Below are 14,619 nucleotides of genomic sequence, written 5' to 3' on the forward strand. Positions count from 1 at the left end.
AATTAAGTGTGGATACCGTCTTATGGAGCAAAACCCGCAGTCACAGCTGAAACTTCTTGTCCAACGCGGTAAGGAGCAAGGCTATCTGACCTATGCCGAGGTCAATGACCATCTGCCGGAAGATATCGTCGATTCAGATCAAATCGAAGACATCATCCAAATGATCAATGACATGGGTATTCAGGTGATGGAAGAAGCACCTGATGCCGATGATCTGTTGCTGGCTGAAACCTCCAACAACACTGACGAAGATGCGGAAGAAGCTGCTGCACAGGTCCTGTCCAGCGTGGAATCTGAAATCGGGCGTACCACTGACCCGGTCCGCATGTACATGCGCGAAATGGGTACCGTTGAACTGTTGACCCGCGAAGGCGAAATTGACATCGCGAAACGCATCGAAGACGGTATCAACCAGGTTCAGTGCTCTGTTGCCGAATACCCGGAAGCGATCACCTATCTGCTGGAGCAGTACGATCGTGTTGAAGCGGAAGAAGCGCGCCTGTCTGACCTGATCACCGGTTTTGTCGACCCGAACGCTGAAGAAGATATGGCACCGACCGCCACTCACGTGGGTTCTGAACTGTCTCAGGAAGAGATGGATGATGACGAAGACGAAGATGAGGAAGATGCCGACGACGACACCGCCGATGATGACAACAGCATCGACCCGGAACTGGCGCGCGAGAAGTTTGCCGAGCTGCGTACCCAGTACGAAGTCACGCGTGATACCATCAAAGCAAAAGGTCGCAGCCACGCAGCCGCACAGGAAGAGATCCTGAAACTGTCTGAAGTCTTCAAACAGTTCCGTCTGGTGCCTAAACAGTTCGACTACCTGGTTAACAGCATGCGCGTGATGATGGATCGCGTACGTACCCAGGAACGCATCATCATGAAACTGTGCGTTGAGCAGTGCAAAATGCCGAAGAAGAACTTCATCACCCTCTTCACCGGCAACGAAACCAGCGAAACCTGGTTCAACGCGGCTATCGCGATGAACAAGCCGTGGTCTGAAAAACTGCATGACGTGAAAGAAGACGTGTTCCGCGGCCTGCAGAAACTGCATCAGATTGAAGAAGAGACCGGCCTGACCATTGAGCAGGTTAAAGACATCAACCGTCGTATGTCCATCGGTGAAGCGAAAGCCCGCCGTGCGAAGAAAGAGATGGTTGAAGCGAACCTGCGTCTGGTTATCTCTATCGCCAAGAAGTACACCAACCGTGGCCTGCAGTTCCTGGATCTGATTCAGGAAGGCAACATCGGTCTGATGAAAGCGGTTGATAAGTTTGAATACCGTCGTGGTTATAAGTTCTCCACCTATGCTACCTGGTGGATCCGTCAGGCTATCACCCGCTCTATCGCGGATCAGGCGCGCACCATCCGTATTCCGGTGCATATGATTGAGACCATCAACAAGCTCAACCGTATCTCCCGCCAGATGCTGCAAGAGATGGGCCGCGAGCCAACGCCGGAAGAGCTGGCTGAGCGCATGCTGATGCCGGAAGACAAGATCCGTAAAGTGCTGAAGATCGCCAAAGAGCCAATCTCCATGGAAACACCAATCGGTGATGATGAAGATTCGCATCTGGGTGATTTCATCGAGGATACCACCCTCGAGCTGCCGCTGGACTCTGCAACGACCGAGAGCCTGCGTGCTGCAACGCACGACGTTCTGGCTGGCCTGACCGCCCGTGAAGCAAAAGTGCTGCGTATGCGTTTCGGTATCGATATGAACACCGACCACACGCTGGAAGAAGTGGGTAAACAGTTCGACGTTACCCGCGAACGTATCCGTCAGATCGAAGCGAAGGCGCTGCGTAAACTGCGCCATCCAAGCCGCTCTGAAGTACTGCGTAGCTTCCTGGACGATTAATCGATCCTGTCAGTGAAAAAGCTCCCCAAAGGGAGCTTTTTTTTTGCATTTTCTCCGCCCCTCAGGAACAAGGAAACACCGCCCTACAGCCCACGCACAACCAGGGCCTCATCCAGCTCCCGATACGCCTCCACCAGCTTATCCAGCGTTGCCCTGTTAAGCCCGCTCGGGTTTGGCAGCACCCACACCTGCGTGACGCCAATGGTGATGGCCTGTTTGCCCCACTGCGCACCGCGCTGACTGAACGCCTGTTCGTAAGCCTGCTTACCCAGGATTGCCAGCGCTGCCGGCTGATAATCTTCAATCTTCTTAATCAGCTCCCGCCCACCGCTGCGCAGTTCATGCAGGTTCACCTCACTCGCCTGTACCGTGGGCCGCTCAACCAGCATGGTAATCCCGCAGCGCGTATCCAGCAGGTGCTGCTCCTCTTCAGGCTTCAGTAGCCTGTCGGTAAACCCGGCCTGATAGATAACCTTCCAGAAGCGATTCCCCGGATGGGCAAAGTGAAAACCGGTGTGCGCCGAGGACTTCCCCGGGTTAATCCCGCAAAACACCACCCGCAAGCCCGGGGCCAGAATATCGTTGATCATCTCTACTCCCATTGATACATCCTTATGGAAGTATAAAGGATTGATTATGCATTGTTTATAAAAACAGCAGGCAGGTGTGAATGGCTGGATTGCTGAAGGGAGTTCCTCTATAATTCACCGCCACGGCCCCTTAGCTCAGTGGTTAGAGCAGGCGACTCATAATCGCTTGGTCGCTGGTTCAAGTCCAGCAGGGGCCACCAAATTTAGCTGTAGAATCAAATGATTAAGCCACTCGATTGAGTGGCTTTTTTATTGGTTTTTTTTGAGCCGGTGGCGCAGTCGCTAACCGTGGGTCTGCGAAGCCGTTCGGATACGTTCAGCGGCGCCAGGTGTCGCAATCAGACGCTCCACGGACTCCATCGTCACGAACGTACAGCTGCAGTCCACATTGGTGCACTGGTGATAGCGCTCTTTGGTATTTTCACTTAAATAGCGACTGGTACGCGCATGCGCGGAATGCTTGCACTTAGGACAATGAAACATGTACCCCTCCACGTAATTCACAATTTGTGAATTGATAATACCCAAAAAGAACGAAATAGCAAATATATTACTCACTTTTGATAGAAAATTTTTCATCCGCGACGTTCAGCTCAAGCTTAAGTTGCGTGGTAAATCCACTCTCGCTGAGAGTATGAACCACCTCGTTGATAATCCACGCCTGCTCGTCAATGACCCGTTTAAAGCCGTTGACCAGCACCGGCGTTTCGGGATACAGATCGGCACGTCCCAGCGCCAGCTGGATAGAAAAATTCACGGTACCCCGCTGAAGCGCGCGCCACTTCGCCTCCGCAGCCCTGAGCGCCTGCTCTTCAGAGGCATAAACCGTGGTGAGCTCAAAAACGTTTTCCGCCGACCCCACCAGCCTCTCTTGCGGCTTCTCTGCCTTGCCTCCTGCTCCCGCTACCGGTGTAGCGGCATCCGGGTGCTGTAGTCCTTCTGTCGGCTGCCCCCCGGGCTGACGAGCAATACTCAATTGAGCATTTTGTTGTTTTGGGTCACGCGTTTGCAGCCATTTGGCCGTCACGCCGGAATAATTTTCACGGTCAGCGACGGAAAAAAGGTGCCGATCGCCATCCCCACGTTCAATCATCATTAAGGGAAGCGGTGTGCCACTGGCCGTCACGGCATGGCCCGCTTTCATAAAAATAACCTTCCCGGCTTTGATTGAAACAAATGCACCATTACGTTCGGCCAGGCGGGAGAGAAACGCCGCGTCAGTCTCCTGTGACTGATCGATATGAGAAATGGCGATGGATGCAAGTCCCGCCCCGACGCTGGCGGTAAACTGGTTACGCTGAGCAATGGTGTTGACTATCGCGCCGATCGTCGTGTCATGCCACGACTGTTCGCGCCGCACGTTGAGCTTCCCACGAAAATCTGCGCTGCATCCCCGGATGGTCAGCGTGTCCGGCGTGCCCCGGAATTCAATCGCATCTATCGTAAACTCCCCTTTAGGCTGGAGCGGTGTTCCCTCCCATCCCAGCCATAAGGACAGTCTTGCCCCCCGGGCAGGCAGGTCTAACACCCCGTCGGAATCATCCAGTAGAATATCCAGCTGATCGGCTTCCAGCCCACGTTTGTCGGTCATGGTCAAACTGATCAGACGATGGCTGAAATTTTGCGTGATATCGCGCTCGTCAAGCTTAAGCATGAAATCAGGGGCGATTTTCCCACCCGCCCGGATATTCATTTCGGTGATCATCCCACCAGCCCTCCAATGCTATTACGTGCGCTTTCCACCAGCTCTGAGGCCTGCGTTCTCAGGTCGCCAAACGTCGTCATCAGCGATTCGTCCACGCGTTTCAGTACCAGGGTAAAATCAATTTTCCGGGCAGTGCCATCGCTGTAAAAATCCGAATGCGTATGCGTGACTTTCTCAATGATAAACATGCCGTGAATGATGCCGGTACCGTCTATCAACGGCCATGCCCGCCCTTCATTCGCCATCAGCTCAACTGCCTTGAGAGAAAGCCGCCCTCCCGTGAGCTCCGGGTAAAGTAATCCGGAAAGGTTAAAGGATGTCTCACCTTCGCCAAGGTACTGCCAGGCTTTGGGTTTCCCGATGCGTTCATTGGATGCCCAGCGGTAGTCTTTTGTAAATACCATTGACTGATACGGTAAGGTTCGTCGTTCAAAGACAAACAGACCCAGCACCATTAACATTTTCTCTCTCCTTAACCATACATAAAGCTGGATTGCTGCCGTCTCGCTTTTTCCTGCTCACTGCTCTCTATAGCCTCCCGGATTTGACGAGTCAGATCCGTTCCGGAGGCTGCGCTCCCCTGCAGCGTGAAGTTGTATTCACTTTTACTCTGATCGATGTAAGAACGTCCTCCCGCTGCTGCCATCGGCTGGTATCCCATGAAGCCGCTGTAAACAGGTGACGCCGGGTCCCAGGCACTGCCGGCGTCAGCAGAGGAGGTGCCTTCTTTCGGTACAGCCGAGTCGATATTGCCCGACTCTTTTTTTATGACGCCGAGTTTCTCCAGCAGCCAGCTGGCCTTGCCGCGCAGGCTGTTAAAGAGATTTAGCGGCGCCATTAGCGCATCTCCCAGCGCCTGACCGAACGCCACGCCGACATTTTTGCAGCTGTCGAGCGTTTCCTGCGTCGCCTTAATCGGCGCAATCAGATCGATGAACCACTGCCAGATCCCGCCCAGTTTTTCTGAAATGAAACCAAAGGCCTGTAACAGCGGAGAGAACAGCTCGCCCAGCGGCGCGAAGGCCGCAGAAAGCCCCTCAATCACCCCACCAAAGAAGGCGCTAATGGGCTCCCAGTATTTAAGAATCAGTAAAGCGCCGGCGGCAATTGCCGCTCCGAGAGCAATAACGGGCCAGCTCAGGGTGCCCAGCACCGTCATGATGCTCCCCCCCACTACGCTGAATACCGTGCCCAGCATCCCGGCAGCGGTTATCACCAGATTCAGGCCTGACACAATGGGGGAGACCACCATACCTAGCGTGCCCAGGACACCGGCAAAGGCTTGTGCGCCCATAACCACGCTGACCAGGGCTTGCGTCAGTGCAGGGTTAGCGTTGACCCAGAGAGAGAGCGTACTAAGCCATCCGGTCGCGGTTGAGATCAGCGTGCGCAGGGCACCATCGGCCTTATCAAAGACATCAATCTTCAGGCCGTTTAATGCAGCCTGGAACTTGCTGATATCACCCTCGAGGTTATCGCCCTGAACCGAGGCTGTCAGCGCGGTGCTCCCCCTCGCGCCCTGGAGTGTCTGGCGCTTGTTATCCAGTGTTCCATTCCCAGCCGCTGAAACCAGTACGCCTGCGCCTTGCATCGCATCCGCACCGAAAATGGCCTTCAGGTATTCAGTTTGTTGAGCCGCACCGATTTTGCTGTTTTCGAATGAGGCAGAGATCGCCTTGAGGATATTCTCGGTCGGCAGTGGATTACCCTCACCATCCCGTGTTTGCACCTTCAGTTCATTCAGCGCTGCAGAACGCTGCCCATCCGGCGTCTGCAGGCGGCTCAACATGGCGCTAACCTCTGCGCCGGCATCTGCCCCTTTCATTCCCTTTTCCATCAGAATACCAAGCAGCGCGGTGGTCTCCTCAAGGCTGGCGCCGGCTTCTCCGGCGGCAGGTGCGGCGGATGCAACGGCGGTACTCAGTTCGGTGAGACTGGTATTTGACGCAGTGAAACCGCGGGTAAGGACATCTGCAACGCGTTCAACATCCGTATTCGCCAGGTTGAACGAGGCCTGCGTGCTGCGGATGATGTCGACCGCTTTGGCGGCATCAATATTCCCAGCGAGGCTGAGGTTGACCGTCGGCACTGTGGCGGCCACCACCCCGTCGGCGTCATAGCCTGACCGGGCCAGCTCGCCCTGCGCCCGGGTAACAACATCTGTAGAGGTTCCTGTACTGACGCTGACATGCCGTGCCTGCTGGCGAATGGCCTCCAGCCTGGTATCCCCCTTCTGCAGACCCAGGCTTGCCTGTATGGCAGACATCTGCTTTTCAAAACGGATGCCTGGGGCAATAAAGCGGGACGTCTGATTAAAGCCCGCCTTTGCCATTCCTGCGCTCGCATTAGCAAACTGCTGCACACCCGCGGCAACACGTTTGCCAGACTCGTAGCGGTTCTGGACGGTATTAAGCCGCTCCTGTTGCTGATTGACCCTGGCAAGCGCCTCTTTATGTCGATTTAGTTGTAGGGTTTTTTCGCTGATACCCTGTCTTAAACGACGCTCATCTGACGACAGCGTGCGCGTATTAATCCCTGCCTGCGCCAACTCACCGCGCTGGCGCTGCACTGACTGGCGTAAACTGTTGTACTCAAGCTTAAGCGCGGCGGCTGATTGGCGAGCTGCCGCCAGCGCATCCGCCTGGTCACGGGTTGGGTTCTGGGTGTTTTTGAGCTGGAGCGCCAGCTCCGCGGTCTGCTGTTTCGCCCGGGCAAGAGATTGCCCCGTCACGGCGAGCTGTTCGTTGGCTTTTCTGAAGCCGTTAATGCGGCCCGCCTGTTCATCAAGCGCGCGCAACGCCGCCTCAGAATCGCGGATACTGGCCGCGAGAGAGAGACTGGCGTTCTGGATAGCGTTAAGCGGTCGGCTTGCCCGGTCGACTGCCTTAAGCAACTCCTGAAGTCTGACATTATTACTCATGGTAGTTTCCGCTTCGCTGCAGCGCCTTTTCGCGCCATATAAGGAGTTCGGTCATGCTCAGCGAGTACAGCTCTGACGGCGGCCAGTGAAAGATCACCGCGATATCCGCCATCAGATCATCGACCGACAGGTTTTCGGGAAATGTTAGCGAGCCGAAGCCGGTGACAAAAAACCGATCACCTTGCCCGCAAAAGAGAGCAGATCGGAAGCATCCAGACGCGCAATCTCATGCTCGGTCAGGGCCGGCGAGGTCATTCGCGGCAGCACTTTAATCAGCGCATCGACGTCAGATTGTGCCAGCGACGCCAGCGATACCCCACGCAGGGTCCCCGCGTTGGGTTTTGCGACGGTCACCTTTTCGATTTTTTGCTCGCCGCGCAGAACGGGGGTGTCGAGCGTAATGGTGTTCGGGTTTTCGCTTTCGTTAATGACGGTCTCGTTGATATTTTCCATTTCGTTACTCTTCAGAAAGTTAACTTACCGGCCGGCAGTCCCGGCCGGTTAAAGGTTTACAGGCCAATCGCCTTACGGTGTTCCGCCAGACGATCGACGCCGTCGACTTTCAGCACCATGTTGATGATGTCAATTTCGATGATCTCTTTGCCATCGATGGTCAGCTGGTAGTAAGCGCACTCGGTGGACATCTTGGTGGTGCCGCTCTCGCCCTGCTTGTTTTCACCACCATCAAACTCTTTATGACGGCCTCGCATGACGATTTCGACGGCGGAGATTTCGCCCGTGTCGTCACGCTGGAAGGAGCCGGTAAAACGCAGGGGCACGCTGTCCGCGCCCGGAGAGGCATACTGTGCCCACAGCGCGACGTCCGGCAGACCGCCAATGGTCCACTCAAGCGCCAGGGCATCATCGTCCAAACCGAGGTCGACAGAGACCGAGCCCGGCATACCGCCGCCGCGATACTTCTCCAGTTTGCGGGTGAGCTTCGGTAAGGTGACAGACTCAACAACGCCCATATAACTCAGGCCATCGTTGAACATGTTCAGATATTTAAGTTTGCGTGGTAACGCCATGCTTCAGCTCCTTAGCTGTTAACCGAATCGGACAGGTCTGCCAGATAGGTATCGGTGATGCGCTGGCGCAGGGTCAGGTTCTCCAGCGGCGGGACAGGGGTGTAGTCGTAATCGATGTACAATTTCCCCGCTTTCAGGGTCGATGCATCATTTGATTCCGGGTCATACCAGCAAGTGCCATCAACGATATAGCCGTTGGTTTTCAGCTCACGGAATTTGGCATTGATACCGGAAACGATGTCGCGGATGAGCGTTGGCGTAATGGGTTTATCCATTGCCCATGCGTGTGCTTCGGCCATGGTATCGGCCAACACCTGCGCGGTACGGGTGTAGTTTTCAAAGACGAAGAGCGGATCGTCTGAACAGGTACGGTTGCCCCAGAATTTGAAGCCGTCGTTACGAATAAGCGTGGTGACGCCGGCCTGGTTAAGCAGGTTCGCATCGGTCGCTTGTTCCTGAAGATCCCAGGACACGGAGGCGCTTACACCTGTGACACCGTTAACGCCGATGTTGGACAGGGTTTTGTGCCAGCCAATCGACTGGTCGATTTTGGCGCGCAGGCCGAGAGCACGTGCAGTAGCCCAGGCGTGGGTCGTCGTGTTGGTGGTGGTATCCCACGCCAGAAAATCAGGGTGAATCACCATCAACTCGCGCTGACTGAAGTTTTTGCGGTAATCGATAGCGGCTGAAATGGTTTTACAACCCCATGCACTGACATAGCCAAACGCGCGCAGGCTCTGGCACATGGCGGCCAGCGCGGTCGCCACTTCCTGAGAATCCAGCCCCGGAACACCGAGAATACGTGGCTTAACGCCAGTGACCGTTTTCGCGGTAAGGAGCGCTTTCAGACCGGTATATTTACCGTTTTCATCGGTTGTACCGATGATGTTAGAGATAGTCTCTTTCTGCGCTTCCTCAGCGGTATCAGCGGTGCCTTCAGCGACACGCACGACAACAACAACCGGTTTACACTGATCGGCAATCGCCTGCAGGGAAGCGGACAACGTCCCCATTTTCCCGGCTTTCGCAATCGCGGTTTGCACGTTGGTAATGAGCACAGGCTCGTTTAAAGGAAATGTCTTGTCGTCCGCATCGCTGGCCGTACAGACCATGCCGATGATTGCCGTCGAGACGGTGGAAATGGTGCGGGTGCCATCGTTGATTTCGATGACTTCCACGCCGTGATGATAGTCGCCCATCCGTTTAACTCCTTCGTTTAGTGGTGAGGCTATTGTCTGTGGAGCGCACGATTGATGCGACGTATTGGGGTTGGAGAAAGGATTACACAACAAACGAAAAACCCTCCGGATGGAGGGTTTGGGGTCATTCCGGGTTTACAAGCTAATTACTGCGGGGTTTCAGGAAAATTTACAGGTCTTACGGTGATATCACATGCTTCTAGTTCGTCAATATAATCGAGCCAGGTGTTTAACTCCTTTAACTGTGAATCAGTCAGTGTTCTACCCGCCATTAATTTGGTCTGAGGGATAATTATTTTTTCCCTTGCGTCGCTGAGTAAGCGATCGAGTTGGTCTTTGGCCTGTTGATGCAGTTCTTCCTGCGAATAAACAAACGGGGTGATTTTTTCACCATCATATACCCAGCGTTTTCCCGGCTCGAAAAAATTAACCGGCACGCTTTTTTTTTCGATTTCCGAAACCGACAAATTCTCTGGGGCTAGCATGGAAGCATCCCATGATGCAGCAACAACATTACCTTTCTCGTCAAACATAAATTTCAGAGTTGTAGTCGAAAACTCACCCTGTGATTTATACCAATCATTTCCATCCTCATCGATAAATACCATAATGGAAACGCCATCGAGTTGTTTTGTTGTTCCAGTGAAGTTTTTCATTAACATCATATTAATTATCCTTATGCGTAGGCCGCAGTAACCCATGCGCCGCCATTAATCTGATACTGCAACGGACGAAGACGAATCCAGTAATTTGAGCTTCCCCGATCAGCAAAAGATGTCATCACACCACCAGTCATACGCTCAGTGTTTCCGCGCTCATTATATTCAGCAGATGCCCCAAAACGCACTCCAGTTATATAGTTTCCTTTTGTCTGATAACGAGCGTCGCTTTCAGCTTTTGTATAAGCGGAAACTTTTGGCATATAGCCTGCGTCTGACTGACTTTTAGTGTAATAACGAGCATCAAAGTTGGTGTAGTCGCTAAGTGCCAATCTGCTCATTGTTGGATAACCCGAAGCCAGATTTATCGCGAGTGGTCGAAGATCATTATATGCACCGTATTGATCACCTGCATTAGTAACCATCAAATATAAATTGGCACCATCATTTCGCCAGAAAGTGCCATAGTTTCCGTAAACAGAACGGTAACTATTAGCTGACGTTGATTGATATTCGGAAGAACTACGCAGAATTCCCGATATATTTTGACTCCCAGCCAGCCTAATAAATCGAGTATCAAAATTACCATAATCCCCCGGAATAATCTGGCCTTTCATTTGCAAAAGGCCATTACGAGTATTGATATACCCTGTCATTCCAGTTTCTTTTCCAACAGAATCTAACAGCGTTGAATAAAAACCAATGCCATACCATGATTTCAAAATCATATTGGCACTATCAAAACTGGCGGCATCATTACCGCTAACAATTCCTGTGCGACTTCTAACCTCCAGACCTTCATTGAAGCTAACTAATTTCCTGAATGTTCCACCGTTTACGGCAGATACTGCATCAACATCATCTGCAGACGGTTTATTTGCAGCATCGTACTGTTTTGTCCAGGCTGACCAGACTCCATTATATAAGGTGCGTATATAAGACCGAGAATTACTATAAACACGGTAAATCTGAGTGATACCAGCATGTTTGTATATCTGAAGTGAACCTGCGACAGTCTCAGGATAGTTTTTACCGCTTTGTGCCTGAACATTTGCTGGCTGGTAATAAAGCCCCGGCGCGGTGTAAGCGTTAAGGTCTGCTCCTCCACCTATTCCCATTGCCGTCCCGAATACATCCTGAGACATTGGTTTATTAAATTCGCTATATAGTTTTACCCAAGAAATAGCCTCATTTCCTTTTCTACGCCCCACGTAGGCGTGTTGATTAGCAGCATCTACCGCAAGATAAGAAATCGTTGGAGTACCATCATAGGGAATAGTGATGCCTGATTTTCCGATAGTGGTATCACGCCAGAATGATGAAAAATTCTCTTCTGAGACCCTGGTATCTCTAATCCCTCCCAGTCCCATCCAACCAACAACAGGGAGGCGACCTGATGTAGAATCAATCAGGGATGTAACAACATTTGCTTTTGATGCGGTACCGAGGCTTTCTTTAAGTTTAACTATTTCATCGCTGACGCTCTTTACTGCCTTCGGCGTCGCCGCTAACGCCTCAGAGACACTATCAGTCATGCTACTTAGTTGGACTATCCCCTTTCGCACCGTAGTTGCATCAGCTGCTGTATACTTCGCGTTCGCCAGATCGTAGGCTACCTTTACCGCTTTCGGCGTAGCCGCAAGTATCTCAGACATACTGTCAATTGCACTGCTGAGCTGAGTAAATCCTTTTGCCGTCAGAGAGGCATCCGGATGTCGGCGTGATAACTCATGCTCCGTCAGCTTCTCGTTAACATATTCCTGCGTTGCCATAATCGTTGAAGAATCAATAGAGAGTTCAACCGAAGCGATATCACTCACCATGATGACCATACGCACAGTCTGCGCACGTCCCGATCCTTCAGCGAGTGCAGGTTTGTAACTTTCAGCCATATTGCCGACAGCAATCAGCGTCCCGGTATCATCATAGAGCCCCATTTCACGCATCCAGAACCCGCCGATCTCAGGAGGGATCAGCAGCTCCGCCACGACATAATTTTTATTCTTTTTGTCCTGGCTGATTTTGTTCAGCGCATGACGCCAGACCTCATTGATGAGTTTCGTCTGGCTGGCATTTGGCGTCGGGAGTTGCCCGCCGCCATCACCCACCGCCATCGCCGTAAAATTCACTTTCTTCCCGTTCGGGACGGTTGCGGCAGCCAGTTTTTCGGCGCCGGCTTTGGTGATAACCGTTTTATACTTCACTGTCATTGTGCTCTCACTTATCCGGGGTAAACCGTGATGATGTCGCCGTCATAGCTCAGGGCACCGGTATAGAGATAGCCCGGAACGTCCTGAATGATATTGAGGCCGATAAGATGTCGGCTGGCAGGCTTTGCATCAGCAATAAGCCGCTCCATTTCGTAATACATTTCTTCGGTGATGCCGGTTTCCAGCACGCCAATGTCCAGGCGAAACGTGCCTGCCGGGTCGTTGGTTTGCCACCACTCCGTCACGTTGATCAGATAGCCAAGTGGCTCCACCACGCGGCGTACTGCGCCGATCGTTCCTTTGTGTGCATGGATAAACCATGCATTGCGGATAACATCGCGCTTGGTGGCTTCCGGCCAGTTTTCATCCCAGCGGTCAACCGAAAACGCCCACGCCAGCCAGGGCAACAGATTTGCCGGGCAGGTGTCGGCATTCCAGAGGTGACGAAGCGGGACGGGGGTATTCTCAATGTCGGCACAGGCGCGCGCCGCCGCGACCTCAAGCGGCGACGACCCCACCGGTAACAATCGGGTATTACTCATCGTTTCCCCCAACGGTTACGCTGTACTGGCTGCACCATGAGGCCTGGGTTTCATCAAGCACAATATCGGCCGCAGGCGCGGTCAGTTCGACGCGTTGTACACCCTCAACATGCAGTGCAGCGTAAATGGCGGACTTACGAATATCCCGCCCGAGCCGGTGCTGTGCCGTTATATAGGCCTGCAGCCGGGCCCTTGCCGCGTTGAGCACTGGCTCGCTTTCGGGACCTGGGAAGAGGAAAAGAGAAGCCGCAATGCGGTAGTCGACAATGCTGGCGGACTGAACGGTCACACGATCGGCAACGGGCCTGACGTCCTCATCGTTCAGCGCGTTGCGCACAATGGCCAGCAGCTCTTCAGACGCCACGCCGTTATTCTCCCGAGACAGCACGGAGACGGTAACGTTCGCAGGCTGAGGACTGATGACAGAGATGTCCGCCACCCGGCCATCCGCGCTGCGGCCATGGAACTGATAAGCCCCCGTCGATCCCGCCACGCTCAGCCCTTCCGGGGCTTGCTGGATGCGCAAACGAAAGTCGGTGTCAGACTCCATCACTGCCGGCGTGGGCGGAAACGTCGTGTCGTCGGCAGGCGTTATCACCAGACGCGCAAGGTTAGCGTTAGCTCCAAGCTGGTCGAGATCGCTACCGGTGGCGTAGGCCAGCATGACCGCACGCGCGGCCTCGTTAACGCGCTGGCGCCAGATAACTTCCCGATACGCATTCTCCTGCAGCAGTTTCACAATCGGTTCTGACTCAAGCGTCAGCGTTCGTGCAATTGCCTCCTGCTCTTCTTCAGGATAGAGCGAGACAAAAGTGGCCTTTCGTTCTGCCAGCAACGTTTCGTAATCCACCTCCTCCACGACATCCGGCGCGGCGAGCTGGCTCAGATCAACAATAGCCATAGCGTTTAACTCAATGAAATAGTGATAGAAAAGGAATGTCCGGAGGTCTGGCGGGTGCCGGTGAGATCGACATACAGCGTCCCGTCATTCTCCGAACGTTCGAAAGTGATAGCCGTCAGGCTGATCCGCGGCTCCCATTTCTGGATAGCGGAGTAACATGCGGCCATGATTTGCAGGCGCAGCGCCGGACTCTGCGGCCTGTCGATCATTGCCGCCAGCAGTGAACCGTACTCGCGGCGCATCACCCGCGAGCCAATCGGCGTGACCAGAATGTCCCGCACGCTTTGTCTGATATGTTCAGCCTCTGAAATGCTGAGCCCGGTCTGACTGTTCATTCCCCTGTAGCGCACCGTCATTGCGTCCCCTTAGTCCAGCTTCCGCCGCTTTGCACACTGCCGTGAGCATGGTTGTCCACCTGCACCCCATTGGAGGTGAATTTACCGCCGGAATGCTCAATATTGCCGGCCATTACCCCGCCCTTCTGCACTTCAAGAGAGGCGGTAATTAGCTTGTTGGTACACACCACCTCAGGTGTATCCAGGGTGATGCGCGTCTCAGACTTCACCAGGACCACCGGTACGGTGGCGGTGAGTGATTCAGAGGCTGTGATGTCAGCCGTTTTAATGCCTGTGGCCGTGAGTGCTCCGCTCCCGGGCTCGTACTCGATAACCGCCCCATCAGGGAACGAGACGTGGAGTGCGTCAGGGGAACCTGACGGCGCCGGGTGGTCATCGGAAAAGATACCTGGCAGCACGAAGGCGGTATCAAGCTCACCGCCGATGGCCAGCAGCAGCACTTGTTCTCCCTCGGACGGCGCCCACCACACGCGCGAACGGCCGGCGCGACAGGTCAGCCAGTTCAGCCAGGTGGTTTTCATCCCTCCGGACTGGACGCGGCAGAGCCCTCTGTTGAGGTCAACATCGGTGACAACACCGATACGAATCAGGTTACGGATCGCGCGAGCGATACCGTGCATGGAAGTGAGTGTATTCATG

The 14,619-nt window shown here is 53.8% G+C and carries 16 protein-coding genes and 1 tRNA gene; 2 read left to right on the plus strand and 15 right to left on the minus strand.

The genetic code is table 11. The features are described 5' to 3' along the window. Positions 1–22: 22 nt before the first annotated feature. On the plus strand, positions 23–1,870 hold the full coding sequence (gene rpoD / locus AM379_RS04490; protein WP_020883616.1) for an RNA polymerase sigma factor RpoD: 1,848 nt from the start codon (positions 23–25) through the stop codon (positions 1,868–1,870). Positions 1,871–1,953: 83 nt separating this feature from the next. On the opposite strand, the gene mug is transcribed toward rpoD, so the two are convergent. Continuing rightward, positions 1,954–2,460: a G/U mismatch-specific DNA glycosylase gene (mug, locus tag AM379_RS04495; protein WP_025202984.1), complete on the minus strand. Its 507-nt coding sequence runs from the start codon at positions 2,458–2,460 to the stop codon at positions 1,954–1,956. Positions 2,461–2,584: 124 nt separating this feature from the next. Here mug and AM379_RS04500 point away from each other — a divergent pair. Further along, positions 2,585–2,660, plus strand: a tRNA-Ile gene (locus AM379_RS04500). An 82-nt stretch (positions 2,661–2,742) separates the two neighbouring features. Here the strand turns inward: AM379_RS04500 and AM379_RS04505 are convergent. From AM379_RS04505 to AM379_RS04570, 14 genes are all read right to left on the minus strand, one after another. After that, positions 2,743–2,943 carry an ogr/Delta-like zinc finger family protein gene (locus AM379_RS04505; protein WP_032678990.1) on the minus strand — a complete coding sequence of 67 codons (201 nt, stop codon included), beginning with the start codon at positions 2,941–2,943 and terminating at the stop codon, positions 2,743–2,745. Positions 2,944–3,010: 67 nt separating this feature from the next. Continuing rightward, positions 3,011–4,165: a phage late control D family protein gene (locus AM379_RS04510; protein ID WP_032678991.1), complete on the minus strand. Its 1,155-nt coding sequence runs from the start codon at positions 4,163–4,165 to the stop codon at positions 3,011–3,013. Next, complete coding sequence (locus AM379_RS04515) at positions 4,162–4,626, minus strand: phage tail protein (RefSeq protein ID WP_014171677.1); 465 nt, start codon at positions 4,624–4,626, stop codon at positions 4,162–4,164. Before AM379_RS04515 ends, AM379_RS04510 begins: the two co-directional genes overlap by 4 nt. A gap of 11 nt (positions 4,627–4,637) precedes the next feature. Then, positions 4,638–7,085: a phage tail tape measure protein gene (locus AM379_RS04520; RefSeq protein WP_106503497.1), complete on the minus strand. Its 2,448-nt coding sequence runs from the start codon at positions 7,083–7,085 to the stop codon at positions 4,638–4,640. After that, entirely contained in the window at positions 7,078–7,197 is a 120-nt protein-coding gene (locus tag AM379_RS04525; RefSeq protein WP_014171679.1) for a GpE family phage tail protein, read from the minus strand. The genes AM379_RS04520 and AM379_RS04525 overlap by 8 nt, the downstream gene beginning before the upstream one ends. Before the next feature lie 32 nt (positions 7,198–7,229). Next, the gene (locus AM379_RS04530) at positions 7,230–7,538 is read right to left on the minus strand and encodes a phage tail assembly protein (protein ID WP_014171680.1); all 309 of its coding nucleotides are present in this window, start codon (positions 7,536–7,538) and stop codon (positions 7,230–7,232) included. A 56-nt stretch (positions 7,539–7,594) separates the two neighbouring features. Further along, positions 7,595–8,113 carry a phage major tail tube protein gene (locus AM379_RS04535; protein WP_014171681.1) on the minus strand — a complete coding sequence of 173 codons (519 nt, stop codon included), beginning with the start codon at positions 8,111–8,113 and terminating at the stop codon, positions 7,595–7,597. An 11-nt stretch (positions 8,114–8,124) separates the two neighbouring features. Next, positions 8,125–9,312 carry a phage tail sheath protein gene (locus AM379_RS04540; protein ID WP_032678994.1) on the minus strand — a complete coding sequence of 396 codons (1,188 nt, stop codon included), beginning with the start codon at positions 9,310–9,312 and terminating at the stop codon, positions 8,125–8,127. A gap of 146 nt (positions 9,313–9,458) precedes the next feature. After that, the gene (locus AM379_RS04545) at positions 9,459–9,977 is read right to left on the minus strand and encodes a tail fiber assembly protein (RefSeq protein WP_236900324.1); all 519 of its coding nucleotides are present in this window, start codon (positions 9,975–9,977) and stop codon (positions 9,459–9,461) included. An 11-nt stretch (positions 9,978–9,988) separates the two neighbouring features. Then, the gene (locus AM379_RS04550; protein WP_106503499.1) at positions 9,989–12,181 is read right to left on the minus strand and encodes a phage tail-collar fiber domain-containing protein; all 2,193 of its coding nucleotides are present in this window, start codon (positions 12,179–12,181) and stop codon (positions 9,989–9,991) included. 11 nt (positions 12,182–12,192) lie between these two features. Continuing rightward, positions 12,193–12,723 (minus strand): phage tail protein I, encoded by a 531-nt coding sequence (locus AM379_RS04555; RefSeq protein ID WP_032678995.1) that lies wholly within the window; start codon positions 12,721–12,723, stop codon positions 12,193–12,195. After that, complete coding sequence (locus tag AM379_RS04560; RefSeq protein WP_044866165.1) at positions 12,716–13,624, minus strand: baseplate assembly protein; 909 nt, start codon at positions 13,622–13,624, stop codon at positions 12,716–12,718. Before AM379_RS04560 ends, AM379_RS04555 begins: the two co-directional genes overlap by 8 nt. A gap of 5 nt (positions 13,625–13,629) precedes the next feature. Continuing rightward, the gene (locus AM379_RS04565) at positions 13,630–13,980 is read right to left on the minus strand and encodes a GPW/gp25 family protein (RefSeq protein WP_014171687.1); all 351 of its coding nucleotides are present in this window, start codon (positions 13,978–13,980) and stop codon (positions 13,630–13,632) included. Then, positions 13,977–14,618 (minus strand): phage baseplate assembly protein V, encoded by a 642-nt coding sequence (locus AM379_RS04570; RefSeq protein ID WP_020883605.1) that lies wholly within the window; start codon positions 14,616–14,618, stop codon positions 13,977–13,979. The genes AM379_RS04565 and AM379_RS04570 overlap by 4 nt, the downstream gene beginning before the upstream one ends. Between the last annotated feature and the right edge of the window lies 1 nt (position 14,619).

The organism is Enterobacter cloacae complex sp. FDA-CDC-AR_0132 (assembly GCF_003010695.1).
Lineage (GTDB): Bacteria > Pseudomonadota > Gammaproteobacteria > Enterobacterales > Enterobacteriaceae > Enterobacter > Enterobacter ludwigii.

What these genes read in the sequence shown, in the direction of transcription:
- rpoD (WP_020883616.1), top strand. Translation starts at nt 23, where the DNA reads ATGGAGCAAAACCCGCAGTCACAGCTGAAACTTCTTGTCCAACGCGGT.
- mug (WP_025202984.1), bottom strand. Translation starts at nt 2,460, where the DNA reads ATGATCAACGATATTCTGGCCCCGGGCTTGCGGGTGGTGTTTTGCGGG.
- AM379_RS04505 (WP_032678990.1), bottom strand. Translation starts at nt 2,943, where the DNA reads ATGTTTCATTGTCCTAAGTGCAAGCATTCCGCGCATGCGCGTACCAGT.
- AM379_RS04510 (WP_032678991.1), bottom strand. Translation starts at nt 4,165, where the DNA reads ATGATCACCGAAATGAATATCCGGGCGGGTGGGAAAATCGCCCCTGAT.
- AM379_RS04515 (WP_014171677.1), bottom strand. Translation starts at nt 4,626, where the DNA reads ATGTTAATGGTGCTGGGTCTGTTTGTCTTTGAACGACGAACCTTACCG.
- AM379_RS04520 (WP_106503497.1), bottom strand. Translation starts at nt 7,085, where the DNA reads ATGAGTAATAATGTCAGACTTCAGGAGTTGCTTAAGGCAGTCGACCGG.
- AM379_RS04525 (WP_014171679.1), bottom strand. Translation starts at nt 7,197, where the DNA reads ATGGCGGATATCGCGGTGATCTTTCACTGGCCGCCGTCAGAGCTGTAC.
- AM379_RS04530 (WP_014171680.1), bottom strand. Translation starts at nt 7,538, where the DNA reads ATGGAAAATATCAACGAGACCGTCATTAACGAAAGCGAAAACCCGAAC.
- AM379_RS04535 (WP_014171681.1), bottom strand. Translation starts at nt 8,113, where the DNA reads ATGGCGTTACCACGCAAACTTAAATATCTGAACATGTTCAACGATGGC.
- AM379_RS04540 (WP_032678994.1), bottom strand. Translation starts at nt 9,312, where the DNA reads ATGGGCGACTATCATCACGGCGTGGAAGTCATCGAAATCAACGATGGC.
- AM379_RS04545 (WP_236900324.1), bottom strand. Translation starts at nt 9,977, where the DNA reads ATGATGTTAATGAAAAACTTCACTGGAACAACAAAACAACTCGATGGC.
- AM379_RS04550 (WP_106503499.1), bottom strand. Translation starts at nt 12,181, where the DNA reads ATGACAGTGAAGTATAAAACGGTTATCACCAAAGCCGGCGCCGAAAAA.
- AM379_RS04555 (WP_032678995.1), bottom strand. Translation starts at nt 12,723, where the DNA reads ATGAGTAATACCCGATTGTTACCGGTGGGGTCGTCGCCGCTTGAGGTC.
- AM379_RS04560 (WP_044866165.1), bottom strand. Translation starts at nt 13,624, where the DNA reads ATGGCTATTGTTGATCTGAGCCAGCTCGCCGCGCCGGATGTCGTGGAG.
- AM379_RS04565 (WP_014171687.1), bottom strand. Translation starts at nt 13,980, where the DNA reads ATGACGGTGCGCTACAGGGGAATGAACAGTCAGACCGGGCTCAGCATT.
- AM379_RS04570 (WP_020883605.1), bottom strand. Translation starts at nt 14,618, where the DNA reads ATGAATACACTCACTTCCATGCACGGTATCGCTCGCGCGATCCGTAAC.